The organism is Saprospiraceae bacterium (assembly GCA_016716185.1).
In the GTDB taxonomy this organism is placed as follows: Bacteria; Bacteroidota; Bacteroidia; order Chitinophagales; family Saprospiraceae; genus Vicinibacter.
The window spans coordinates 2500681-2526845 of the sequence record JADJWV010000002.1; the positions used below are offsets into that span (position 1 = coordinate 2500681).

21 protein-coding genes are annotated in these 26165 nt (G+C 41.2%); 12 read left to right on the top strand and 9 right to left on the bottom strand.

Annotation, left to right across the window (positions count from 1 at the left end):
• Positions 1-36 precede the first annotated feature (36 nt).
• The 10 genes from IPM34_11605 to IPM34_11650 all read left to right on the top strand — a co-directional run bounded on the left by IPM34_11605 (position 37) and on the right by IPM34_11650 (position 11369).
• Complete coding sequence (locus IPM34_11605) at positions 37-492, top strand: low molecular weight phosphotyrosine protein phosphatase (protein ID MBK8956183.1); 456 nt, start codon at positions 37-39, stop codon at positions 490-492.
• Positions 493-535: 43 nt separating this feature from the next.
• On the top strand, positions 536-1060 hold the full coding sequence (locus IPM34_11610) for a ferritin (protein ID MBK8956184.1): 525 nt from the start codon (positions 536-538) through the stop codon (positions 1058-1060).
• A 170-nt stretch (positions 1061-1230) separates the two neighbouring features.
• Entirely contained in the window at positions 1231-1701 is a 471-nt protein-coding gene (locus IPM34_11615; protein ID MBK8956185.1) for a T9SS type A sorting domain-containing protein, read from the top strand.
• 19 nt (positions 1702-1720) lie between these two features.
• A complete protein-coding gene (locus IPM34_11620; GenBank protein MBK8956186.1) occupies positions 1721-3391 on the top strand; it encodes a hypothetical protein in 1671 nt (556 codons plus the stop codon).
• A gap of 192 nt (positions 3392-3583) precedes the next feature.
• Entirely contained in the window at positions 3584-5011 is a 1428-nt protein-coding gene (miaB, locus tag IPM34_11625) for a tRNA (N6-isopentenyl adenosine(37)-C2)-methylthiotransferase MiaB (GenBank protein ID MBK8956187.1), read from the top strand.
• A 5-nt stretch (positions 5012-5016) separates the two neighbouring features.
• On the top strand, positions 5017-6285 hold the full coding sequence (locus IPM34_11630) for a sigma-54-dependent Fis family transcriptional regulator (protein ID MBK8956188.1): 1269 nt from the start codon (positions 5017-5019) through the stop codon (positions 6283-6285).
• Positions 6282-6773 carry a hypothetical protein gene (locus IPM34_11635; protein ID MBK8956189.1) on the top strand — a complete coding sequence of 164 codons (492 nt, stop codon included), beginning with the start codon at positions 6282-6284 and terminating at the stop codon, positions 6771-6773. The genes IPM34_11630 and IPM34_11635 overlap by 4 nt, the downstream gene beginning before the upstream one ends.
• A gap of 1 nt (position 6774) precedes the next feature.
• A complete protein-coding gene (locus IPM34_11640) occupies positions 6775-7548 on the top strand; it encodes a hypothetical protein (protein ID MBK8956190.1) in 774 nt (257 codons plus the stop codon).
• Between the two features lie 4 nt (positions 7549-7552).
• On the top strand, positions 7553-7867 hold the full coding sequence (secG, locus tag IPM34_11645) for a preprotein translocase subunit SecG (protein MBK8956191.1): 315 nt from the start codon (positions 7553-7555) through the stop codon (positions 7865-7867).
• Positions 7868-8438: 571 nt separating this feature from the next.
• On the top strand, positions 8439-11369 hold the full coding sequence (locus tag IPM34_11650; GenBank protein ID MBK8956192.1) for a DNA polymerase III subunit alpha: 2931 nt from the start codon (positions 8439-8441) through the stop codon (positions 11367-11369).
• Positions 11370-11668: 299 nt separating this feature from the next.
• On the opposite strand, the gene smpB is transcribed toward IPM34_11650, so the two are convergent.
• From smpB to IPM34_11675, 5 genes are all read right to left on the bottom strand, one after another.
• A complete protein-coding gene (smpB, locus tag IPM34_11655; protein ID MBK8956193.1) occupies positions 11669-12133 on the bottom strand; it encodes an SsrA-binding protein SmpB in 465 nt (154 codons plus the stop codon).
• On the bottom strand, positions 12118-12591 hold the full coding sequence (locus tag IPM34_11660; protein MBK8956194.1) for a hypothetical protein: 474 nt from the start codon (positions 12589-12591) through the stop codon (positions 12118-12120). Before IPM34_11660 ends, smpB begins: the two co-directional genes overlap by 16 nt.
• Positions 12592-12601: 10 nt before the next feature.
• Entirely contained in the window at positions 12602-14764 is a 2163-nt protein-coding gene (locus IPM34_11665; protein ID MBK8956195.1) for a S9 family peptidase, read from the bottom strand.
• Positions 14761-16209 carry an aldehyde dehydrogenase family protein gene (locus tag IPM34_11670; protein MBK8956196.1) on the bottom strand — a complete coding sequence of 483 codons (1449 nt, stop codon included), beginning with the start codon at positions 16207-16209 and terminating at the stop codon, positions 14761-14763. The genes IPM34_11665 and IPM34_11670 overlap by 4 nt, the downstream gene beginning before the upstream one ends.
• 64 nt (positions 16210-16273) lie before the next feature.
• Complete coding sequence (locus IPM34_11675; GenBank protein ID MBK8956197.1) at positions 16274-17449, bottom strand: NADP-dependent malic enzyme; 1176 nt, start codon at positions 17447-17449, stop codon at positions 16274-16276.
• A 740-nt stretch (positions 17450-18189) separates the two neighbouring features.
• Here IPM34_11675 and nhaA point away from each other — a divergent pair.
• On the top strand, positions 18190-19368 hold the full coding sequence (gene nhaA, locus IPM34_11680; protein ID MBK8956198.1) for a Na+/H+ antiporter NhaA: 1179 nt from the start codon (positions 18190-18192) through the stop codon (positions 19366-19368).
• 1006 nt (positions 19369-20374) lie between these two features.
• On the opposite strand, the gene IPM34_11685 is transcribed toward nhaA, so the two are convergent.
• Together IPM34_11685 and IPM34_11690 are read right to left on the bottom strand one after the other, a co-directional pair.
• Positions 20375-22723, bottom strand: a complete 2349-nt coding sequence (locus IPM34_11685; GenBank protein MBK8956199.1) for a M1 family metallopeptidase — start codon at positions 22721-22723, stop codon at positions 20375-20377.
• On the bottom strand, positions 22720-23310 hold the full coding sequence (locus tag IPM34_11690; protein ID MBK8956200.1) for a HupE/UreJ family protein: 591 nt from the start codon (positions 23308-23310) through the stop codon (positions 22720-22722). Before IPM34_11690 ends, IPM34_11685 begins: the two co-directional genes overlap by 4 nt.
• Before the next feature lie 18 nt (positions 23311-23328).
• Here IPM34_11690 and IPM34_11695 point away from each other — a divergent pair, with 18 nt between their 5' ends.
• Positions 23329-23868, top strand: coding sequence for a hypothetical protein (locus IPM34_11695; GenBank protein MBK8956201.1), 540 nt, complete (start codon positions 23329-23331; stop codon positions 23866-23868).
• Positions 23869-24213: 345 nt separating this feature from the next.
• Here IPM34_11695 and groL read toward each other — a convergent pair whose 3' ends face one another.
• Together groL and IPM34_11705 are read right to left on the bottom strand one after the other, a co-directional pair.
• Positions 24214-25851: a chaperonin GroEL gene (gene groL / locus IPM34_11700; GenBank protein ID MBK8956202.1), complete on the bottom strand. Its 1638-nt coding sequence runs from the start codon at positions 25849-25851 to the stop codon at positions 24214-24216.
• 41 nt (positions 25852-25892) lie between these two features.
• A complete protein-coding gene (locus tag IPM34_11705; protein MBK8956203.1) occupies positions 25893-26156 on the bottom strand; it encodes a co-chaperone GroES in 264 nt (87 codons plus the stop codon).
• Between the last annotated feature and the right edge of the window lie 9 nt (positions 26157-26165).

Consider the following 26165-nt stretch of genomic DNA (forward strand, 5'->3'; position numbering starts at 1 on the left):
AAGCAATGACTGATTAAATTTACGCAATAAATTCTAATGAAGATACTCATGGTTTGTCTGGGCAATATTTGCCGGTCGCCAATGGCACAGGGAGTCCTTGAATCCTTGCTCGAAAAATACAAGCTCCATTGGCAAATTGATTCTGCTGGAACCAATGGATTCCATAATGGTGAAGCTCCCGATCCAAGAGCAATAAAAGCAATCGGTAAAAGAGGCATTGACATTTCCAGGCAGATCTCCAGAAAAATCCGTTATGAAGACCTGGATGAATTTGATTTGTTGCTGGCTATGGATGAAACAAATCTGCATTATCTGAATTCTATGTGTAAAAATGATCATCAAAAAAACAAACTCAAATTACTTTTAGCATTCAATGATGATCCAAAATTTAAAAACATACCCGATCCATACTACGACAACAGTTTTGATCATGCGCTTGATCTCATAGAAAAAGCTTGTGAATCGTTGGTTGCAAATATTCAAAAGCACTGAACCAGCTGAAATCCCATTTGTTTACCTTAAAAATTATAAGAAAATGCTCGAAAAATCAATTGAAACCGCATTGAATGCACAGTTGGAAAAAGAAGCTTTTGCCAGTTACAGCTATTTGGCTATGGCTGCATGGTGCGATCAGCAAAGTCTGGACGGATGTGCCCAGTTTTTTTATCGGCAATCGGACGAAGAACGCATGCACATGATGAAAATCCTTCATTACCTGATTGAACGAAATGGAGAGATTACTATACCAGCATTGCAAAAACCTGAATCCGGCTTTAAAAATATTCAGGAAGTATTTCAGATGACGTTCAAACAGGAACAATCGGTTACGCAGTCCATCAATGAACTCATCAACATCGCACAAAAAGTGCAGGATCACTCCACTCAAAATTTCTTGCAGTGGTACGTCACTGAGCAACGCGAAGAAGAAGCCACCATTATGAAAATTCTGGATCGCATCAAGCTGATTGGTGAGGGGGCATTAAGTTTGTATTATATCGACCAGGAGGTTGAAAAAATAAACAAACAGATCATGGCAGAAGAAGGAGGAGCAGATGCATGATTAATGGGTCATAAGAACCGCACATGAAGAGCCAAAACCAATGGATAAATTTGTAAATTGGTTGAATTAAATAATTGTCAACCAACTTTTTACACATTAGTTAATTTATTATTTAAATTTAACTTCTCCTATTCAAAAGGAATCTGCTAATTTTAGCGAAAATCTTGCGCATGAAATTGGTGAATCTTTTGTTTGTATCATTATTATTTAGTGCTTTCGCTCATGCTCAAAAAATTACACCGGCTGTAATTTCAAATGGCGGGCATTACCAAAAAACAGGGAGTGTTAGTTTAGAGTGGACCTTGGGTGAGTTTATGGTTGAAACTTTAAATGGTCCGACGAATAAAATCACACAGGGATTTCACCAAACCAACATCACACTGGTTTCCACTTCAAATCCCGGCATTGAAGGACTGTCCGTTTATCCAAATCCATTTATAGACCAGATCGTCATTGAAAATTCGGGGCCTTCTGAAATTCTATTTCACTTGATGAGTATCGATGGTAAATGCGTCGAATCAAAGATTTTTGGAAATGGCACTAACCTTTGGCAACTCAATTCAATAGCCCCGGGAGTTTACTTGATAGAGGCTACAGATCAAAGCAAACGCCAACAATTCGTAATCGAAAAAATACATTAAAACAATAAAATTTGTAAAAATGAACAGAATTTATTTTGCCCTATTGATCTCCTGTTTTGTGCAGTTGGTTGCTGCTCAAAATGTAACATTTAAGTATCAGGGTATTGCACGCAACAACCAAAACGCCCCACTTGCCAATCAGAATATTTCGATCAGATTAACCATTCTGAATGCCGCAAACAGTCCGGTGTATTCAGAACAACACATGGTCACCACCTCTCCAATCGGTTTATTTAATCTCAATGTTTGTCAGGGTGGAAGCCCTTCCGGGAGCTGTGATATAATTGACTGGTCAAAACCGGATTACAAATTAAAAGTGGATATGGATGCAAATGGAGGTACCACCTATGCGCCCATGGGTACATCCCCCATTCTTCAAGTTCCAATATCTTCATATGCATTTAAAGCAGGTAGTGCAGCAAACGATTCAGATATTGATCCGCAAAACGAGTTGCAAACGCTTGGCTTTAATTCGATGACCAACAGCTTAACATTAAGTCAGGGTGGTATGGTCGATTTGAGCGGACTTAAAAATGATGCGGATGCTGATCCTTCAAATGAAATTCAAACCATTACATTAGATTCTGCTACCAATACGCTGAGCTTAAGTAAAATGGGTGGATCTGTGAAGCTTGCTGCCGGAAGTGATCTTTGGAAAATGAATGGTGCGAATATTTTGGAATACGTAAACGGTAACCAATCGATCAGGTTTGACAAAGCCGGTTCTGCACCTTTAAATCAGGCTTATTTTGATCTCAACTTCAGGCCGAATGCCAAACATCAGACGGTATCAGGACCCACTGACTGGTTTGAAGAATTCTGGACCAAGCCTGCCAATGCTGTTGGAGATACCATTGTTTATGGTTCCATCATCCGCGAATATCCCACAACGTTTGCTCAGCATTACCTTCGATTCAACAGAGATACGTTCCAATTGGGAAGGATCACCAATACCTTAAATGGAAACGGAAGAAAAAGCGCAACCAATGACTTTGCTTTGCTTTGCAGAGCCTATAACGGAAATAACCCTGTAAGATTGATTGGTGTTGCACTGAATGCATTTGAAGGTATAGGCCAGATCTACAACGCAGTGGGAGGAAGACCCGGAGGTGTTATCACTGCCGCCAATGTAAACAACACGGTTGTTCCTTACGTAGGTGTATTCAATCCTAATAATGCCCAACAGCTGATTGGTGGAATTTTTGTTCAAGGCACACAATCTGTTGTCAACGCCAATGTTAAAAATTTCTCTATGGATCATCCCAACGATCCCACCAAAGAGATCTGGTATGCTTGCGTTGAAGGCCCGGAAGCAGCTGCTTACGAAAGGGGTTCTATTCAACTTGTGAATGGCGAAGCGTATGTGCCATTCTCCGAGCATTTTGAATTGGTGATCAATCCTTCTACCATGACCATACAATTGACGCCGGGTTCAGCAGACTCTGAAGGCCTTGCTGTTGTTGAGAAAACCAGCAAAGGATTCCGGGTAAAAGAACTCAGAAAAGGCAAGGGCAATTACAGCTTCGATTGGGAAGCAAAAGGAGTTCGTAAAGGATATGAAGATTACAAAGTTGAACGAATTAAAGGAGTAGAAACTCCAGTACCGGTAAAAATGAATACCGGACTTACAGAAGCTCAGGAAATGTTCAACAGCACCATTTTGCCAGTGCAGGGATCGGATAAAAAATAGTCTCTAATTCCATTGACATATTAATGCCTTCTGGTTTTGGCTGGAAGGCATTTTTTTTGATAGCTCCAACTTTTCAATTTATACTCTTCAGAATTCGAAGAGATTCTGATTCAGCTTAGGTTCTATAGTTGATATGTAAAATACTATCTGCCATTTTGGCAGAATATCGTATATTTGCGGTTCTCAAAGCCTATGTTATACAGCCGGAATGATAGCGATCAAGTTCTCCTGCCCGAAGAAAGGCAGGGTGAGGTTTTAGTCGGAACTGCGGAAGAGCGTATGCCCTTCCAAAAGCTATTCTACATAGAAAGTTATGGTTGCCAGATGAATTTTTCGGATTCTGAGATCGTGGCCAGTATTTTGAAGGATCATGGCTTTTCGGCAACCAGCAATCCGCAACAAGCCGAGCTACTCCTGTTGAATACCTGCTCCATTCGCGAAAAAGCGGAAGAAACCATAAGAAAAAGATTGCGCGAATTCAAAGCTTTGAAAAAAATACAACCCCGGCTCCAGGTAGGAATTCTGGGTTGTATGGCAGAACGGCTAAAAAGTAAATTGCTGGAAGAAGAAAAACTGGTCGATCTGGTCGTGGGTCCGGATGCATACAGGGACCTTCCAAATCTTATTCAAAGCGTCGATGAAGGCCAGAAAGCCGTCAATGTATTTTTATCCAGAGAAGAAACCTATTCGGATATTGCTCCGCTCCGCCTCGACAGCAATGGTGTATCGGCATTTGTGTCGATCATGAGAGGTTGCGACAACATGTGTTCATTTTGTGTTGTGCCTTTTACCAGAGGACGAGAAAGAAGTCGCGACCCCCGTACCATCGTCGATGAAGTCCGCCAACTTTCAGAACAAGCTTACCGCGAGGTCACTTTGTTGGGACAAAATGTTGATTCTTACAAGTGGAAAAATGACCATCAGGATGAAGTAGTTGATTTTGCAAAACTGCTTGCTCTTGTTGCAGAAGTCGATCCTCAGATGAGGATCCGTTTTTCAACATCTCATCCGAAAGACATCAGTGCGGATGTGCTTCATGTGATGGCTGCATTTGACAATATCTGTAAATACATCCACCTGCCCTGTCAATCGGGAAACAGCAGAATCCTGGAACTGATGAACAGAACTTATGACCGCGAATGGTATATGCGTAAAATTCAGGATATCTATGCGGTGATGCCCGATTGTGCAATCTCTTCCGACATTATAGCTGGTTTTTGTTCCGAAACAGAAGAAGAACATCGCGATACTTTAAGCCTTATGGAGTTTTCGAATTTCAGCATGTCTTATATGTTTTGCTATTCAGAACGTCCGGGAACTCTCGCGGCTAAAAAATTTGCCGACGACATTCCTTTGGATGTCAAGAAAAGAAGACTGAATGAGATTATTGCCTTGCAAAACAAGATGAGTCTGGAACACAATCTGAAGGACATTGGTAAAACATTTGAAGTCCTTGTCGAGGGAAAATCAAAAAAATCTGATTTGCAATGGAAGGGGAGAAACTCGCAAAATAAAATGATCGTTTTTAATGATACCGGAAATATCCGAAAAGGAGATTATGTCCAGGTAAGAGTGAATAACGCTACAAGCGCAACCCTGCTTGGAGAAGTTGTAAATTGAAAGCCTTGGAAAACATTCAATCCATCAAACAACGCTTTGGCATTTATGGCCGGTCAGACAAACTGCACCAGGCTTTGGACACGGCAATACGGGTTGCGGGAACCGACCTCACCGTTTTAATTTCTGGGGGAAGTGGTTCGGGAAAAGAGATTTTTTCAAAAATTATACACAACCTGAGTCCCCGCAAACACAATCCATTTATTGCAGTCAACTGTGGTGCTATTCCGGCAGGAACGATCAATTCCGAACTATTCGGACACGAAAAAGGATCTTTCACAGGAGCAACTTCAGATCGAAAAGGATATTTTGAAACTGCAGATGGCGGAACCATATTTCTGGATGAAATTGCCGAAATGCCCAAAGACACCCAGGCATTTTTGTTGCGCATTCTCGAATCCGGAGAATTTATCAGGGTTGGTGCCTCCAAAGTACTTAAAACCAATGTGCGCGTAATCGCTGCTACCAATGTAAATTTGCTGGACCGCGTGCGAAACGGAAAATTTCGGGAAGACCTTTATTATCGCCTAAATACGGTGCCAATACGCGTGCCCTCATTAAATGAACGCAGAGAAGACATCCTTATCCTGTTTAGAAAATTTGCACAGGATTTTGCAGAAAAGTATAGGACCAGTCCGATTGAACTCGAAGACCAAAGTGCACATCTTATCGAAAATTACCATTGGCCCGGAAACGTCAGAGAACTAAGAAATGTAGTTGAACAGTTATCGGTGCTATCAGATCAAAAACTGATCTCCGAAAATGATCTTGTGAAAATTATTCCCAACATCCATTCCCGGAATTTACCTGTTCCGAATGCAGATTTTTCAGATCAAACCGGATTTCAGGAGCGGGAAATACTATACAAACTCCTATTTGATATGAAACAGGATTTGAGTCAGCTCAAAAGTATGTTCTATCAGTTGGTTCATGCAAATGACCTCGAAATGCCCGAAGCCATGGAATCCTCACTGGCAGCGACAATTCCACAGCCTCTTGGTTATCAGAACCCGGCTGACACATCCTGGAACAAAGAATCTTACCCGCTGCACCCTGCACGGGATGACACCAAGGGAATTGGTATGCGAAAAGACAAAGAAAATTTTGATACGGTCGAAGTTATGGAAGATTCGATGTCTTTAGACGATATGGAAAAAGAAATGATCTCCAAAGCCTTGAAAAAATTCAATGGAAAGCGAAAAGATGCGGCAGAAGAATTGGGCATTTCCGAGCGTACTTTATACCGGAAGATCAAGCAATACTCCCTTGATACATGATCAGGATACTGAGTTGGATATTTATAGTTTTTCTGTTGACTTCGTGTTACAGTTTTAAAGGAATTAGCATTGATCCGGATGTATTTTCTTTTAAAATTGAGCCCGTAGAAGATGTATTTTACAGCAGTCCTGCCAGTTATCCTGTCGAGTTTTCAGAAGCCTTGACTCAGAAAATCAGAAAAGATTCCAGACTTACCTTAAACAACAGTAATCCGGACTTGATATTTCGATGCAAAATCACGAAATTTGATGTCAGCAGTCAGGCTCCCCAACCCGGGATTTTTTCTGCAATCAACAGATGCACCATAAGTTTGGAAGTTGAAATGCAAAATACTAAAAATGAAAAACAAAATTGGAAGTCGGGATTTTCGAGATATCAGGATTTTGATGCGAACGTGAACTTTTCGAGCATCCAACAACAAATTACTTCAGACATCAATCTGTTGCTGGTTGAAGATATATTTAATAAGGCCTTTACAAATTGGTAGCATGAACCGGGACGAAGCGAAAATGTTTTTACAATCCAAGCCTTTGGCGGCTTCCCTTTGGATGGACTCCACAGATAAACTTAAAGAGGTGTTGAGCCATTTTCCCGATCCGGCTTTTACCGAGTCGGAAAATTGGCCAGATTATTCAACAACTCCCGATGAATTGGTGATCAGAGAACACAGAGAGCAAATTCATTCCGTTGATAATAATGACATCGATTTTTTAAAAAATGAAGAGTTCGCTGTAACAAGCGATACAGAGAACGAAGCGTTGCAGAATATACATCAAGATGTCGGTCACGTTCAAGCAAATGATAATGCGATAAGTCCGGAAACAGAGCAAACATCAGAAATCAGTCCGCAGGAAATGAAACATTCAAAAAAAATAGCAAGGATTGCCAAAAAAGCAAGCCAGGAAGTTGAAGAACACAAAAAGAAAAAGCCTGCAAAAGTCAAAGCAAAATCAGCATCTCAACCTGCCGACTTTTACAGCTGGCTCAGGAGTTTAACTGAAGAAACGCCAAACGAAGGAGCCAAGGCCAAAAAGCCTGAAAAAGTTAAAAAACCTGCAAAGTCACCTAAGGAATCCAAGCCGAAATCAGATGCTGAACTCAGCCTGAAACTTGGAGAAGAGATTGTTTCTGAGACCCTTGCAAGATTGCTGGCGAGGCAGGGGCACAAAGAAGAAGCCATTGAGATGTACGAAAAATTGATCCGAAAATTTCCGCAAAAAGGCAGTACATTTGCAGCCGCTATTGAAAAATTAAAATCTTGACCACATGTTGACGCTGATAACCATTTTGATTGCTTTGGATTGTATTTTACTGATCGGAGTGATTCTGATTCAGAATCCAAAGGGAGGAGGTGTTGACTCAACATTTGGAGGTCAGAGCGCCAATCAAATGTTCGGGGCTGCCAAGTCTGCCGATTTTATTGAAAAACTCACCTGGTGGCTTGCCGGCGTCTTAGTGGCACTTTGTGTGGTTGCTTCTTTGATTGCATCCGCAGAAGGGAATATAGGCAATGCCAATCCGGAAGAGACTCCTACAGAACAACCTGCCGAACCACCGGCACAGGGGGGAGGAACCCAGTAATTTGAATTGGTCTGGGATCTTTTCTAATTCCCGGCCTTGTTCTTTTTATTAAACCTTTCATTCGCAGCATAAATAATTTAACCATTCAGGGGATTTTTCCTGCGCTTTATAGTTTTAGTATAATTGATGTTCTGGGACGTATCCCTATGTATTTAAATTCTTCGACGTTGATTTAAATTCCAACAGAGCTTCCTGGACGGGTATGCTTTTTCAGCGCTTAAAGCGGGGCAAGTTCATTGCATGGGGAGTAAATTCTTATAGCAAAAGATCCGATTTGTGAAACTTTGAGCCTTAGCGCCTTCGTGGCAAAGGTCAGCGACTACGCAAAGATCATTCAATATCGAGCAGATGCAAAGCAAAAGCTTGTTTGATCAAAAGTTAGCACCCGTACCAAACGTCTTTCCCCCGTTCATCTGGATCCATTAAACACACATGATTTTTATATAACCTATCTAATATATTGATATATAAATATTTACATTAATATTTGGGCATCAAGTTGAGAATAAAAGAAAAAAAATTTGTTCTTGTCGTTTGTTCGTCATATACTTGCCGAATATTTCGTCTGTAAATGCATCTTTCGGTACACTCTTATTTCTCATTGCGATACGGGACCTTATCGCCCGGGCAGCTGGCCAAAGAGGCCGCGCGGCTTGAAATAAATGTGTTGCCACTGACCGACATCAACAATTGTTCGGCAGCCTTTTCATTTGCTCAGGCCTGTATACAAGAAGGAGTTCGTCCGATTTTTGGACTGGAATTTCGTCAGCATGGAAAATTTCTGTACACAGCTCTGGCTAAAAATGCCGAAGGCATTGCGGAGATCAACAGGCAGCTCAGCCGGCTGTCTCAGGAAAACATAGAAACCAGAGCTCCGGACTGGCAGCATTGTTTTATCATTTACCGGACAGCTCCCTGCGAACTGTCGGCTTTGAAGGTTAACGAATTCATCGGAATAAAGCCCGCGGAAGTACCTGCCCTTTTTTCTTCATCCTTGCGTCCTCACGTGGACAAGCTTGTCGTATTCAGCCCGGTTAGTTTCCTTAACGGGCAGGGCTTTCGCACGCACAAACTCCTGCGCTGCATCGATCTGAACATCGTGGTCGGCAAGCTCGAAATGAGCGATTGTGCGGCCGAGGACGAAGTGTTTTTTACTCCCCGGCAAATACGCGAAATATTTTCCCAATACCCGGTCATCCTTCGCAACACAGAAGCCATTCTCGACGAATGTCGTTTTGAGATGCCTTCGGAAGATGCCAACAACAGACGTTGTTTTACCGGAACTCCAGAGGGGGATTATAAATTATTAGCCAAACTTGCTTTTCAGGGATGCCGCAGACGCTACGGCGCACACCATGACCGCGCCACGGACCGTGTGCGCCGGGAACTGCAGGTCATCCACCGGCTTGGGTTTAGTGCCTATTTTCTCATTACCTGGGATATCGTGCGCTACGCCCAATCCGCCGGTTATTACCATGTTGGGCGGGGAAGCGGCGCCAATTCGATCGTTGCCTTCTGTCTTTTTATAACCGACGTGGACCCGCTCGAACTCGATCTCTATTTCGAACGCTTCATCAATCCGCACCGGACCAGCCCACCCGATTTTGACATCGACTTTTCGTGGAGCGAGCGCGACGATGTAACGGAATACATCTTTGAGCGTTATGGTCGCGAATACACCGCTTTGCTGGCCACCTACAACAGCTTCAAAGGAAAATCCATCGTGCGGGAGCTCGGCAAAGTGTTCGGACTTCCCAAAGGCGACATCGATACCATTATTGACCATCCCAAAGCAACCGACAAACATCATCCTTTTGCAAAACACATCTTTAATTATGGAAAACAAATTGAAAAATTTCCCAACTACCTATCCATTCATGCGGGAGGTATCATCATTTCTGAGCGGCCTCTTTACTACCACACCGCTCTCCAACAAATGCCCAAGGGTTTTCCCATCACCCATTTTGATATGTACGGTGCAGAAGACCTCCGTTTTCACAAATTCGACATTCTGAGTCAAAGAGGATTGGGTCATATCAAAGATGCGGTCGATCTCGTGCGAAAAAATCATGGAAGAAGTGTTGAAATCCACGACATCCAATCCATCAAAAGCAATACACGCGTACGAGATCAGTTGCGTTCCGGACATTGCATCGGTTGTTTCTACATCGAATCGCCGGCCATGCGTGGACTGTTGACAAAACTACATTGCGACAACTATGTTCATCTGGTGGCAGCCAGCAGCATCATCCGGCCGGGCGTTGCCCAATCGGGTATGATGCGCGAATACATCGAGCGATTTCATCATCCCGAAAAAGTCGAATACCTGCATCCGGTTTTTAAAGAACACCTGCAGGAAACATTTGGTGTCATGGTGTATCAGGAAGACGTCATGAAAATCGTACACCATTTTGCCGGACTGGATCTGGATGAATCGGATGTACTCCGGAGAATCATGACAGGTAAACGAAAGAGTTCAGACACTTTTCGAAACCTGATGGAAAAATACTTTAAAAACTGCAAAGAACGAGGTTATCCGGATGCGCTCACCCACGAGGTCTGGCGTCAAATCGAAAGTTTCAGTGGATACTCCTTTTGCAAAGCCCATTCGGCCTCTTTCGCAGTCGAATCTTTTCAAAGTCTGTATCTGAAATCTCATTACCCTTTGGAATTCATGGTTGCCGTCATCAACAATTTCGGAGGATTTTACAATGCAGAACTTTACATCCACGAAGCGCGCATGTGTGGTGCACAGATCAAAGCTCCCTGTGTCAACAACAGCTTATACCTCACCAGCATCGAAGGAAAAACGATCTGGATCGGCTTTATACACATTCACTCGCTCGAACAATCCATCGCCCAGCGCATCGTCCGAGAACGCCGTCTAAACGGGCCCTATACGGATCTCGACAATTTCATTCGCAGGGTTCCCATGGGCCGTGAGCAACTGCTGTTGCTGATCCGCATTGGCGCATTTTCTTTTACAGGTCTGCAAAAAGCGGAACTCATGTGGCAAAAAAATGCAGTTCCGGAAATGGGAAAACTACATGCACTGCCCTCTTATTTATTTGAAGATGCAAGTGAGCCTTTTGAAATCCCAACATTGGAAGAAAGCCCCTACGACCAGGCTTTCGACGAAATTGAACTGCTGGGATTTCCACTGTGCAGTCCGTTTGATCTGCTGGAAGAAAAACCGGAAAAAGTTTTACCGGCCAGGGAAATGAAAAAATACAACCGGCGAAATGTGCACATGCTCGGATACTATGTCACTCAAAAGCCCGTGCGCACCAAGCAAGGGAAACTCATGGCATTCGGCACCTGGATTGATTCGGCCGGTGCTTTCTTCGACAGCACACATTTCCCCCCATCGCTCGAGCGCTTTCCTTTTATGGGCAGAGGTTGCTATCTGCTTCGGGGAAAAATTACCGAAGACTTTGAATTTCCAAGCCTGGAAGTTGATTCAATGAAAAAATTACCCTACGTGAAAGATGGAAGATACTGAGGGTGGAGAATAGATTATGGAGTCCCGACATGATGTAGCTCATATAAAATTACATCATCTTCATGTCGGGAGGAGTATGGAGAATGACGTCGTTTTACTCCTTTGAACTTTACTCCTTGATCTTTACTACTTGATCTTTGCTACTTGATCTTTGCTCCCCGATCTTTGCTCCCAGATCTTTACTCCTTGATCTTTACTCCTTGATCTTTACTCCTTGATCTTTACTCCTTGATCTTTACTCCTTGATCTTTACTCCTTAATCCTTGCTCCTTAATCTTTGCTCTTTAATCTTTATACCATTAACCATTCGCTTTGTAGTTTCTTTCCATTTCCCTCCGTTCGTCTTTTTCGCGGATGGATTCGCGCTTGTCGTAAGATTTTTTTCCGGAAGCTACTATCACCTCCATTTTGATCAAACCGCGATCCGATAAATAGATCTTATAAGGAATCAGCGTAAAACCTTTTTCTGAGATCTTTCTTTCAATTTTTCGGATCTCGGTTTTATTGAGGAGTAATTTGCGTTCCCGTTTAGGATTGTATTCCCGCTCCTGGCTTTGCTTGTATTCCGAGATGTGCATATTTTTAATCTTCACCTCTCCGTGTTCCACAATACAATATGCGTCGCTCAGGTTGGCATTGCCAGCTTTGATCGATTTCACCTCGCTACCACTGAGAACCAAACCCGCTTCAAAAGACTGATGAAAGTGGTAGAGATGTGCGGCTTTCCTGTTTATAATTTCAATTACACTCACTTGACTGCAAATCTCGTATAATCGGAATGAACTATCTTGTCTCCATTCAGGTTAGAAACAGAACCTGTCATGATATCAAATGCTTCGCGCTTGTACATGACGATATTAGGAAAATCATGCGTTTCATTCACAAATTTAAGATCAATAACAGGATCGGGCATCCATTTGAATAATACCGGTTTGAAATCATTTTCTTTGACCTTTGCTTCAAAAAACCAACTGTCGTTCCCTTGCCTGAAGATCCGCATATTTTCTCTCACTGTTGCAAATCCCATATCCAGGTCATATGCAATTCCGATGTATTCCGTTTCTGACTTCCTGATCCATTTTTCATAAAGCTCTTTATCCTTATGTTTCCAAATACCCACTATCCAATCTATCTGGATCGGTTTAGGATTTACGATCGTCAATCCAGGTTTACACTGTGAACACAACAGGCATGTGATGCAGATGAAAATATATTTTTGCATTTGCACGAATTTAGATTTTATTCAATACAAAATCAGTCATTTTCGTAAAGAGATGCATCCTCGCATTCATTCCTCCGATGCCATGATTTTTATTTGGGTAAAAATAAGTATCAAACTGTTTGCGGTGTTTGATCAATGCGTCTGCCATTTCAACCGAATTCTGAAAATGAACATTATCATCAGCCATTCCATGAATCAACAGGTAATTTCCTTTTAATCGATCTGCAAAATTGACCGGAGAATTTTCATCATAACCCTTCGCATTGTCGGAAACCCTACGCATATATCGCTCCGTATAAACTGTATCATACCATTTCCAGTTGGTCACCGGGGCCACTGCGATCGCCGATTTAAATACTTCATTTCCTTTAAGGATGCACAAACTCGACATGTATCCACCGTAACTCCAACCAAAAATTCCAATCCGTTCTGCATCTACAAAATCCTGAGATCCCAAATACTTGGCAGCATCAATCTGATCTTCCGTTTCAAATTTTCCCAGTTGCAGATAGGTCATCTTTTTAAATTCTTCTCCCCTGCCCCCTGTACCTCTGTTGTCGACAACACAAATGATGTATCCCTTTTGTGCCAACATTTGAAGCCACCAGAAATATCCAAATGAATTCCACCGGTTCATAACTTGCTGGCTACCCGGTCCGCCATATAAAAACATAAATACAGGGTATTTTTTACCCAACACAAAATCTTTGGGTTTAATAATGGCCGCATTCAACAACACTCCTTCGCGGTTGGGTATTTGCATCAGCTGAACTTCCGATAGCTTAAATTCCTTGATTCTTTCAGTAAGGGCTTCATTCAACTCCAGATCCCTGATGACCGTTCCAAATTTGTCGGTAATTCTATATTGCGTTGGGCTTTTGATGGTGGAAGTGGATAGCACCAGGTATTTGAGTCCGGGGCTTGCCTGTGCATTTTGATTGCCCGATGAAGACCAAACGGGATGAATCTCTTTTGTTTGGATATCAATCAATCGCAAAGTCCTTTCCAGTCCGGAGTTGGTTGCAAACTGACATAAAATTTTATTTCCGTCCTCGCTTAGTCCGTAAAATTCCGTCATCTCTTCGTTGCCGGATGTCAGCTGATTGACCAATTTGCCATCGAGACCGTATAAATAAAGGTGGTTGTAACCATCCATTTCACTGGCCCATAAAAATTTATTTCCATCCAAAAACGTCAAATGATCGTGAATATCGATGTAGTATTTATTCTTTTCCTCGAGCAGTATCCGGAATAAATTTTCTTGGGTATTGACGAGGATCAACTTCAAGTGATTCTGGTCCCTGTTCATCCAGCTTACACACAAATCAACATTATTTTTAGTCCATTGAATCCGCGGAAGATAATCATCCACTCTCGGACCTATATTCAGTTGCCTGCATTTTTTCTTTTTCAAATTGTAATTCCAAACACTCAATTTCGCATTCTCTTCCCCAACCTTTGGATATTTGAATGTATACTTCTCTGGATAGAGATCATTCCTGAAATATTCAAGCGTAAATTCTTTGACACGGCTTTCGTCGAAACGGAAATAAGCAATTTGATCACCTGCAGGAGACCATGCATAAGCTTTGGTTAAAGTAAATTCTTCTTCGTAGACCCAGTCTGAAGCACCATTGATAATTTGATTGACCTTTCCGTCTTTCGTAATTTGAATTAGTTTTTGATTTGATAAATCCTGGTAATACAAATTGTTCTCAAACACAAATGCAACTTTCGTTGCCTCCGGATCAAATGATGGGTATTTGATTTTCCCCTTTGGGAACAACCGAATCAATTTTTTCATTTTCAGGTCATACACATAATATTCCGCAATAAATGAATACCGGTAAATTTGTTCTGAAGCCGTTGCGATCAAAACTTTTGTTTCGTCATTGCTAAAGCTGTACGATTCCATTTTTCCTTTCAATTCAGGAAGCAAAGAAGCATCCATGAGGACTTCTGTTTCTTTTCCATCGACGATCGAGAATTTGGTAATTTTAGTTCCCATCAATCGCGTGTAGTGCTGACCATCATTCATGAATTTAAAATGAGGGACCCCTTTCGCAGAAAAGGTTCCTTTTTCGTAAATATCTTCAAGACCGAAAGTTTTATCTTGTCCGCAAAGGATGAACGGAATTAGAAGTAAACAAAAATAAAAACGAAATGCTATCATATTTTTCCTATTAATTTTATAAACAAATTCATCAGACTGGATTTGAAATTCGTGTAAGGAGGATGAAACAATCTTAAAATATTCAGCCATTTACCTTGTTTGCTGATTGCCCGCAAATGTGAAAATGCTTCAAAGCCATATTTACCATGGTTAAAACCCGAACCACTCTCGCGCAATCCACCAAAAGGTAAATTAAAATTACAATAATTGATGAGGCAATTGTTGTAACTGACTCCTCCTGATTTTACTTTATTTGTCAATTCGGAAAGCCATTTCTCGTTGTTGCTGAATAAGTAAAGCGTCAAAGGAACTTTCATTTTATTCAGAGGAGCAATAAATTCTTTACAATCTTTATAAGTAATGATTGGCAATAAGGGTCCAAAGATCTCATCTTCCATGGTAGTATGATTCCAATCGCTGTTCCACAACAAGATGGGTTTTATTTTAAGTAAGTCTTCATTGAATTCCAAATCTGAATCGGGGATCGCACCTTCTTCGGCACTTTGCCTTACCAAATCTATTAATTTAGTAAAATGCTTTTTATGGATGATCCCACAATATGATGGATTAGCAATGATATGATTCCCATAAAAATCAATCAAGGATTGATTCCAGGCCTTTTGAAAGACATCTTTCATGTGTTCAGGCAACAAAATAAAATCAGGTGCAATACAGGTTTGTCCTGCATTCAAACATTTTGCGAAAGCAATATCTTTTACATACTTTTCAATTTCACATCCAGAGTCGATGATCACCGGAGTTTTACCACCCAATTCCAATGTAACCGGAATCAGCCTTTCGGCCGTCATCTTCAAAATTTTTCTGGCTTTATCCTGCGACCCCGTAAAGAAGATGTGATGGAAGGGCAATTGAATTAAAAACTCGGCAATGTCCGCATCTCCTTCAACAAGTAAAACTTCATCACTTTTGAAACTTTCGTGAATGATTTCTCTCAATAATTTTGAAGTGTGATCCGTAAATTCAGAAGGTTTTAAAATAATTTTATTTCCTGCAGCCCAGGCAGCAACCAGCGGAATGATACTCAGGTTTAAGGGATAATTCCACGGAGATAAAATCAATATGACTCCTTTTGGCTCATACCGCAGAAAGCTTCGGGTCCCCGTCATTTCCAAAGGAGTATTCACACTTCTATTCTGCATCCAGAATTTAAGATTACGCCGGGCTTTTCTGATCTCTATCAGACAGGTTAGAAATTCAGATCCATCGGTCTCAAAAGCAGGTTTTCTGAAATCTGCTTCCAATGCCTGTTTGATTTCATTTCTTTTAGCAAGCAAGGTCTTTTCCAACCGTTCAAGGCCAGCCATTCTATCCTTTAATGAAGGATAAGGATCCCTTTGACGGGCTTCCTCCAATTTCAAAAAACCATCACGAATCAAATCTTTTGAATCTCGCAAATAAAGCACTGGAACTGTTGTAACAGACATGGAACAAAGATAAACATTACCGCCGGCTTGACCTTTTACCGGGAAGAGCTGTCAACATTCGCCATCATGAACCTGGCGGATAGGCATTGGCCACGGCTTTTGCCACTTTTAGAGCAACACTTTCGTCAAGGGGAGGTGGAATAATGCAATCCGGACGTGGGTCAGATACTGAAGAGGCAATAGCCGCTGCCGCTGCAAATTTCATGGAAAGTGTTATTTTCTTTGCCCGCACCTGAAATGCTCCTAAAAATATTCCCGGAAATGCGAGCACATTGTTCACCTGATTGGGAAAATCGGACCGACCGGTACAAACAATAAATGCTCCTCCTGCTTTGGCTTCATCGGGGAGGATTTCCGGAATCGGATTCGCAAGCGCCAGGATCAATGGATCTTTGGCCATGATTTGTATGTGCTTCCTGTCGAGCAGATTGGCTTTGCTTACCCCAATAAATACATCCATCCCGACAAGAGCATGCGCAACGGTCCCGGACAAATTTCTCGGGTTTGTATAGGACAAAAGTTCGAGTTTAATTCCCTGCAGACCCATGCGATTCCTGTGGATAATGCCCATCGTGTCGCACATGATGATCTCTTTTACGATATGCTGATTGGTAGCCAAAGGATCTTTCCGGCCCAGATATCGGGCTATTGCTATTCCTGCAGCTCCAGCCCCGTTAATTACAATGCGAAGATCTTCCATTCGCCGGTGGGTGAGCTTACAATAATTCATCAAGGCTGCGAGTACGACAATGGCAGTGCCATGCTGATCATCATGGAAAACCGGAATTCCTATATCCTGTAAGTTGTCTTCCACTTCAAAACATCTGGGAGATGAAATATCTTCGAGATTAATCCCGCCAAACACCGGGGCCAGGTTTTTGATAATTTGGATGAGTTCTTCGGTTTTTTGGGTTGCCAGACAGATTGGAAATCCATTGATCCCAGCGAATCTTTTAAAAAGCATGGCCTTGCCCTCCATTACCGGTATGGCAGCATGGGGTCCAATGTTTCCTAGTCCCAACACAGCCGATCCATCGCTTACAATGGCAACCGTATTGCCTTTTATGGTGTAATCATATACTTTCTCGGGGTGTGCATAAATTTCTTCACAAGGCGCGGCAACACCCGGTGAATAAGCCAATGACAGGTCCTCTGCAGAAGTGATGTCCAATTTGTTTTCTACTGAAATTTTACCCCGCAGTTCCTCGTGCAGCTTTAACGAGCGCTCAAATATGTCCATAGATTCAATTTATCTGCAAAAATGCTGCCATTACATAATACCCGGGCAACTTTGCACCGCCAATTTATTCAACTTATTTAAGATTACATCTAAAAAAAACCTACGGCTCCCAGCTTATGCTAATATTTCTAAAGTCTTCAACACTCCCTGCTGCCGGATCCGGCTTGAAAAATCTTCCGGGCTTGCCTGAAATCTTAATTGAAGCTCCTTCAAGTCAACCAAAATTTATAACTCTTCTTACATCATTGTGTTTAACTTCAATCCAACCTGAATAAAGTCCTATAGGGCAGTTTCAATTTATTATCCCAATCCTTGCATTAGAATTGAAAATTTACTATAAATTATTGATTATTAATATATAATTTACAATGCATTGCAATAGAAAGGTGATTTGTAAAAACACTATACAAAGCTTTTTGCCTGAAGCGAAGAAACCGGATTCCATTGCATGAATTGGGATAATGCATAATGATCATGCCTTATGCCTTACGCCTTACGCCTTCAGCCTTACGCCTTCAGCCTTTAAGCGAAGAAACCGGATTCCATTGCATGAATTGGGATTATCCATAAATGAAGACGACAACCCATTAGAACATTCGTGTTGAATTTGTGTTTTTTTTATTTAAGAAGCTAATTAAATGCTTCAATAACTCGACAAACCTTTGTTAAGCAGACTTATTAAAAAACTAAAATTAAATTTTACCCCTGATCTAATATTATCATAATAAAAATAAAATGCGATGAGGAATGTTGTAGCACAGTTGTATAAGGATTTCTTTCAATCAGAGAAAACTGCAGGTTTATTATTGATGCTTGCCACAGTTTTTTCTTTATGCGTAGCCAATTCTGCATTTGGCGATGCATATAAAGGTTTATTCCAATTCAATCTTTGGGGCCATAGTTTAACTTATTGGATAAATGACGCCCTTATGGCAATATTTTTTCTATTGGTCGGATTGGAAATTGAAAGAGAACTGTTTGTTGGAGAGCTTGCCGATTTTAAAAATTCGATGCTGCCCGTATCTGCTGCTCTTGGTGGGATGATAGTACCTGCTTTCATTTTTTTAAGCATCAATTTCGGTACTGATTATTCATCGGGATTTGGAATCCCCATGGCGACAGACATTGCATTTTCTCTTGGAATCCTTGCCTTATTGGGTACTCGGATTCATATATCCTTAAAAATATTTCTTACTGCTTTGGCTATCATCGATGACCTCGGTGCCATTCTTGTTATTGCATTCGCTTACAACAGCGGACTCAATGGCCAATTCCTCATGTTTTCCGGTGGACTGATTGCACTGATGCTGCTGATGCGAAAGACAGGATTTAACAAATGGTGGTATTATATACTTCCGGGAATCGGGCTTTGGTTCACCATTCACGAAGCTGGAATCCATTCAACCATTTCTGGAGTTATTCTAGCGTTTCTTATTCCTTTTAAGAAAGATGACGATCATTGCCCTTCATTCAAACTACAACACCTGTTGCATAAACCGGTAGCTTATTTCATCCTTCCTCTGTTTGCATTGGCTAACACAGCGTTGCTCATTTCAAATGATGATTTTGTAAAGCTTTCTTCTCCATTGTCGCTGGGTATTATACTCGGATTGGTTGCAGGAAAACCCATTGGGATTTTGCTTTTTTCTTACGTTGCCGTAAAATCAGGAATTGCCAATATGTTGCCCAACCTCTCATGGAAACACATTCTGGCCATCGGATTTTTGGCAGGTATAGGTTTTACCATGTCCATCTTTATTTCTTTACTGGCCTTACCTGACGAAACATCCGTTAATCTTTCGAAACTATCCATACTTGTAGCCTCTTTAATTGCTGCTACAATTGGGTATCTGATGCTGCGATTTCAATTTGGGAAGAAGGGTAAAAGAATGAAGGAAGATGGAGTGAACTCAGATTAGAGATTAAAGTTTAAAGATCAAAGAGAATTTACCTAACGCTTTTAGGAGCATTAATGTAAGCTAAATCCAGCCCAGAAGAGGCGACCTATTATTAAAGAATGGATGATAGATGATGGTGAATAGAATAGAAAATTTGAGATTCCGAATTCAGCCCCGTAGGGGCGACATATTATTAGAGAATGGATGATAGATGATGGTGAATAGAATAGAAAATTTGAGAATCCGAATCCAGCCCCGTAGGGGTGACATATTATTAGAGAATGGATGATAGATGATGGTGTATAGAATAGAAAATTTGAGATTCCGAATCCAGCCCCGTAGGGGTGACATATTATTAGAGAATGGATGATAGATGATGGTGAATAGAATAGAAAATTTGAGATTCCGAATCCAGCCCCGTAGGGGCGACATATTATTAGAGAATGGATGATAGATGATTGTGAATAGAATAGAAAATTTGAGATTCCGAATCCAGCCCCGTAGGGGTGACATATTATTAGAGAATGGATGATAGATGATGGTGAATAGAATAGAAAATTTAAGAATCCGAATTCAGCCCCGTAGGGGTGACATATTATTAGAGAATGGATGATAGATGATGGTGAATAGAATAGAAAATTTGAGAATCCGAATCCAGCCCCGTAGGGGTGACATATTATTAGAGAATGGATGATAGATGATTGTGAATAGAATAGAAAATTTGAGATTCCGAATCCAGCCCCGTAGGGGCGACATATTATTAGAGAATGGATGATAGATGATTGTGAATAGAATAGAAAATTTGAGCATCCGAATTCAGCCCCGTAGGGGCGACATATTATTAGAGAATGGATGATAGATGATTGTGAATAGAATAGAAAATTTGAGCATCCGAATTCAGCCCCGTAGGGGTGACATATTAATAGAGGAGTTGATATTTTAATGGTTGATAACGATCTTCGTAAAACCCCGTCAGAAGGGCAGGAATTCTATCAGACTGGCTAATTGTCCAGTAAGGGTAGATTCCTCAATTTTGAGTTTTCTTTTTTTGCTCCTGCTGCATAGGATTTGGAATGTCGATTGGCCCTGATCTCCTTCTTGATCTGCGAGCTTCAGACTTGAATAGTTCAAATCGAGAGGGCTCTTCACTCATGTTCCAATTATTGTTTTCAGTATTGATATCAGCCGTTTCTAAAAAAGGATCCAACTGAATAGATTGAACTTTCTTGGTTCGAATAAATGTCTTGATCACTTTTTCTTCATTTTTCCTCCAGATCTGAACACTGAGTTTTTCATCTTCGAATGTACTGTCTTCGTAATTCCAGCGAATAATCAATGGCATGACCATGCCTCCTTTGTTAGAAAAATGGACTTCGTATAAATAAGTGCTGTCGCCACCTTTTTGCAATGCTGCTGGGGCAGGATTTAAATTAAATGAAATCTTTCTCGCAGCTTTGGGAGAATCATAATAATAATAAAAGTCCCGAAGCGATGTGTCGCGGTCTACTAAAAACGACATTCCCGATGTCCGGTTTCTGTACTTTGTAATATTCTCGTTGGCTCCTGGTTGCTGCCAGTAGTATGTTTCTTTTCTCGGAGGAGCCGGATGGTTTGTCAACATGATTCTCACACTGTCGATGGCTATATCTACAGGTTCTATATCGTAAAACCAGGCTCTCCAAAACCAATCGAGGTCTTCCCCAGAGGCATCTTCCATCGACCTGAAAAAATCAGCCGGAGTTGGATGTTTGAATGCCCATCTTCGGGAGTATTCTTTAAATGCCTTATCAAACCTTTCCCGACCAATTATTGTCTCTCTTAAAATATTCAAACCAGCCGCGGTCTTGGCATAAGCATTAGAACCAAACTGTACCAGATTTTCACTATTGGTCATGATGGGCTCGAGCTGGTCTTTTGAAAGCTTCATGTAGCTCACAATATTTGCGGCAGCACCACGCCCGGCGGGATAATTCAAATCGAATTCTTCCTGTGTCAAGGTCTGTACGAAAGTATTGATGCCTTCATCCATCCATGTCCACTGACGTTCATCGCTGTTGACAATCATTGGAAAAAAATTGTGTCCGACTTCGTGTATAATAACTCCAAGCATTCCATTCTTGGAACCCTCAGAATAAGTACCGTCTTTCTCAGTTCTTCCAAAATTAAAACAGATCATGGGATATTCCATTCCATTTGAGGCTTCAACAGAAATAGCCACCGGATAAGGATAGGGTATTGAGAATTTAGAATAAGTTTGTAATGTATGTGCAACAGTTTTTGATGAATATTTGCGGTAAAGTCCATACGCTTCTTTGGCATAGTAACTCATGCACAACACCTTTCTTCCTTCGATAAATGTGGGCACGGCATCCCAAATAAATTTACGGGAACTTCCCCATGCAAAGTCCCTTACATTTTCAGCATGATAAATCCATGTTTTGGTGTTGGCAGATTTCTTCAATTCAGACGATTTGGCTTCCTCCAGTGTGACTATTTCTATTGGCTCTTTTGCATTCTGCGCCTTTTGCCATCGATTGTACTGAGCTGTTGTCAAAACTTTTTTGTAATTCTGACAAACACCTGTTGCTGCAACCACATGATCATCGGGTACCGTAATGCGCACTTTATAATTTCCAAAAGGCAATGCAAATTCAGCCCTTCCTGTAAACTGCTTGTGCTGCCATCCCTGAAAATCGGAATAAACACACAGCCTGGGAAACCATTGCGCCATGGTGAATAAATGATTTCCATCTTCCGGAAACAATTCATATCCGCCCCGACCACCTATATCCAAACGATCGGGAATTTTGTAATTCCATCGAATAAAAAATTTAAAAGACGATCCGGGTTTTAACGCAGCTGGCAATTCAATCCGCATCATGGTTTCATTGATGAAATAGACCAAAGCTTTATTTTTGGCATCCGTGACACTTTCAATTTGAACGCCAAAACCTTCCAGCTTGGCTCTCCGATCGAGTTCTGTTAAATTTCGTTCTGTGATCTGTTTACCCGTTTTACTTTCGAATGCAGCATAATTATTGCTGGATTGAGGGTGATGCTCATTTTCATCCAACTGCAACCAAATGTAATGCAACACATCGGGTGAATTGTTGTAATAAGTCACCCATTCCGATCCAAAAAGATGTAGTTTATTTTCGTCCAATCGCGCATCGATGTCGTAATCTGCTCTCATTTGCCAATATTGATGACCCGGAGCTCCCGAAGCAGTTCTGTAACTGTTCGCATCCGGTAAAATGGTGCCCAATTGTTCAAACCGGTTCCCATGATTGGAACTCGGGTTGTTGCGGATGTTCTGGGATTTCCCGGTTGCAACCAAAATGCAGCTGGTGAAAAGTAAGAACTTGAGTTTATTCATGATTCAATAAGGCTAATGAAGCGTTTTATAAGGTAATACAAAGATAAGACCAAAATTACGAAACTTATCGTAGTTGTTATTTTTCCACTGCCGATTTTTGTGAAATATTGAAAAATACCTTTAAAAATCAGGACTCCGACCAATATTACCAATTGGCCTGCTTCAAGCCCTGTGTTGAAAGCGAATAGAGGACCCATCAGGTTTTCTGTATTCCCCAGCATGGACTTTAACAGATAAGAAAATCCCAGTCCGTGGATACAACCAAATACGGCAGCTATAATATACCTTCCTTTAAAACTCGTCTGATTTCCCTCTGAAAGGAAGAAATTCAAGATACAGGACAAGGCAATGGTTAATGCAATTGCCAATTCAACTAAGGCTGTTGGCAGATTTAGCCATCCCAGTGTGCTCAAAGCCAGGGTCAATGAATGCCCTAAAGTAAATGCAGTAATCAGCCATAACAATGTTTTCCAGTTGACCCAGGCAAAAGGAATGACCAACACAACGATATACAATATATGGTCAATTCCAGCAGGATCTAATATATGAGTAAGCCCGGTGTGGAACCAAAGTCCGAAATCTTGCATACTTGTTAATTTTGCGCAATGCAAAAGTATGAAATCTGTACAAGAGCTTTCTTTTCAAAGATGATGGTCACCCTGAGTGTAGTTTTGTTAACAGGAATGGTGCATCCATTTTACCTGGGGCTTAGTGAAATCCGATACCATCCCGAAAACAAACAACTTGAGATCAGCATAAAGTTGTTTACGGATGATTTTGAAAAATGTTTGTCATCGCACTCCCGAAAAAATATCAGATTATTTGCACCGGATAATGGTCCCGAGGTAGATACTGCAATTTCACAATATGTAGATACTCATTTTCAAATTTACAAGGGCAGAACAAAACTACAGTTGCAATATGTGGGTTATGAAAAATCAGAGGAAGCAACCTGGTCCTATTTTGAAATCCCGTTGACTTCCTTGCCCGAAAATTTAGAAATCAAAAACAGCTTGTTATACGATTGCATTACGGGTCAATCCAACATCCTGCATTTAAAATCCGGTGACCATCAAAAAAGCTACAAGCTCAATTATCCGGATTCTATATACCATTGGCAAACATTCATGACGAATGGCGAATGATGAATGAAGAATAACGAATGATGTATAACGAATGCCGAAGGTCTAATGACTAATAACCATTATGCATTATCCCAATCTCTGCATTAGAATTGAAAATATACTATATATTGTTGATCATCAATATATAATTTCCAATATCTTGCAATAGAATGGTGATTTACAAAAACCCTAAACAAAGCTTTTTGCTTTAAGCTAAGATACTGGAATGCATGAATAGGGATTATGCATTATCTATCATCTATCCTCTATCATCTATCATCTATCATTTCCTTCTTTTATCCAAAAAAAAATGCCCCATTGTGTTATCACAACAGGGCTTTATTTTGATTTTTGAAGAAAATCGAATTACATCATACCTTCCATGCCTCCACCGTGGTGATGATGTCCACCTCCACCCTTTTCCTCTTTCGGCATTTCGTTTACAACACATTCGGTCATCAGCACAACACCTGCAATAGATGCGGCTTTTTCCAAAGCAATTCTTGTAACTTTAGTAGGATCAATAACGCCAGCCTTCTTCAAGTCCTCATATTCCCCGGTGCGCGCATTGAAACCATAAGCTCCTTTTTTAGCAGATACATTCATAAAAACCACTGACGATTCTACTCCGGAATTTTCAGCAATAACTCGTATCGGTGACTCCAAAGCTTTTTTAACAATCTCTACTCCGATTTTTTCATCCTCATGGGTGATTTTCAGTTTGTCAAGAGAGGATATACTACGCACCAGCGCAACGCCTCCACCCGTTACAATGCCTTCTTCGACTGCTGCTCTGGTAGCATGTAAAGCATCATCGACGCGGTCTTTCTTTTCTTTCATCTCCACTTCAGTAGGCGCACCAACATTCAACACAGCAACACCTCCTGCCAATTTTGCCAATCTCTCCTGCAATTTTTCTTTATCGTAATCGGAAGTGGTTGTTTCAATCTGAGCTTTGATCTGATTGATCCGGGCTTCGATCATTTTTTTCTGACCTTTTCCTTTTACTATAGTGGTATTGTCTTTGTCAATAGTAACCTTTTCACAAGTTCCCAATTGTGCTATGTCGCAATTTTCGAGTTTGTACCCTTTCTCTTCAGAAATGACAGTACCGTTGGTCAATGTTGCGATATCCTCCAACATTGCTTTTCTGCGATCTCCAAATCCCGGAGCTTTCACAGCAACAACTTTTAATCCTCCACGAAGTCTGTTGACAACCAATACTCCCAAAGCCTGTGAATCTACATCTTCTGCAATGATCATTAACGGCTTGCCAGTTTGAACAACCTTTTCGAGGATCGGCAACATTTCCTGCATGTTGGAGATCTTCTTATCGTATATGAGGATGAGCGGATTTTCATATTCAACCGTCATGTCATCTGCATTGGTGATGAAGTAAGCGCTCAGGTAGCCCCTGTCAAATTGCATACCTTCAACCACTTCTACAGTAGTTTCCGTACCTTTTGCTTCCTCAACGGTAATAACGCCATTGGTGCCTACTTTTTTCATGGCACTGGCAATCAACTCTCCAATATGTTCGTCATTATTAGCTGAGATCGAACCCACTTGCTTAATTTTTGAAAAATCATTTCCAATTTGCTCTGATTGTTTAGCAAGATCAGCAATTACCTGAGTAACTGCTTTATCGATCCCTCTTTTCAAATCCATCGGATTTGCTCCTGCCGCAACGTATTTCATACCTGCAGTTACCATGGCCTGCGCCAGAACGGTAGCCGTAGTTGTTCCGTCACCGGCCAGGTCGTTTGTTTTAGAAGCAGCTTCCTTCAACAATTGCGCTCCCATGTTTTCTATAGGATCTTCCAATTCGATTTCTTTTGCTACAGTTACACCGTCCTTAGTTACCTGAGGTGAACCGAAACTTTTTTGGATGACCACATTTCTTCCCTTGGGTCCGAGGGTCACCTTTACTGCATTCGCCAGTTGATCAATACCCGATTTTAATCTTTCGCGGGCGTCTGAATTAAAACTTATTTTCTTAGCCATATGATTTCAATTTGAATTTTTAAATGGAATAATACTTGAACTTAAATAATAACGAGAATATCGTCTTCACGCATGATGAGGTAATCCATACCCTTATAGCTGAATTCCTGTCCGGCATATTTGCCGTAAAGAACAATATCTCCTTTGTGGACAGTCATCATATTGCCGTCCTTTCCCGGACCAACAGCAATAACTTCACCTCTTAGTGGCTTTTCTTTAGCAGTATCAGGTATGATGATACCCCCTTTGGTTTTTTCTTCTGCCGGAGCCGGCTTGATCACGACGCGGTCATTAATTGGCTTCATATCGATAAT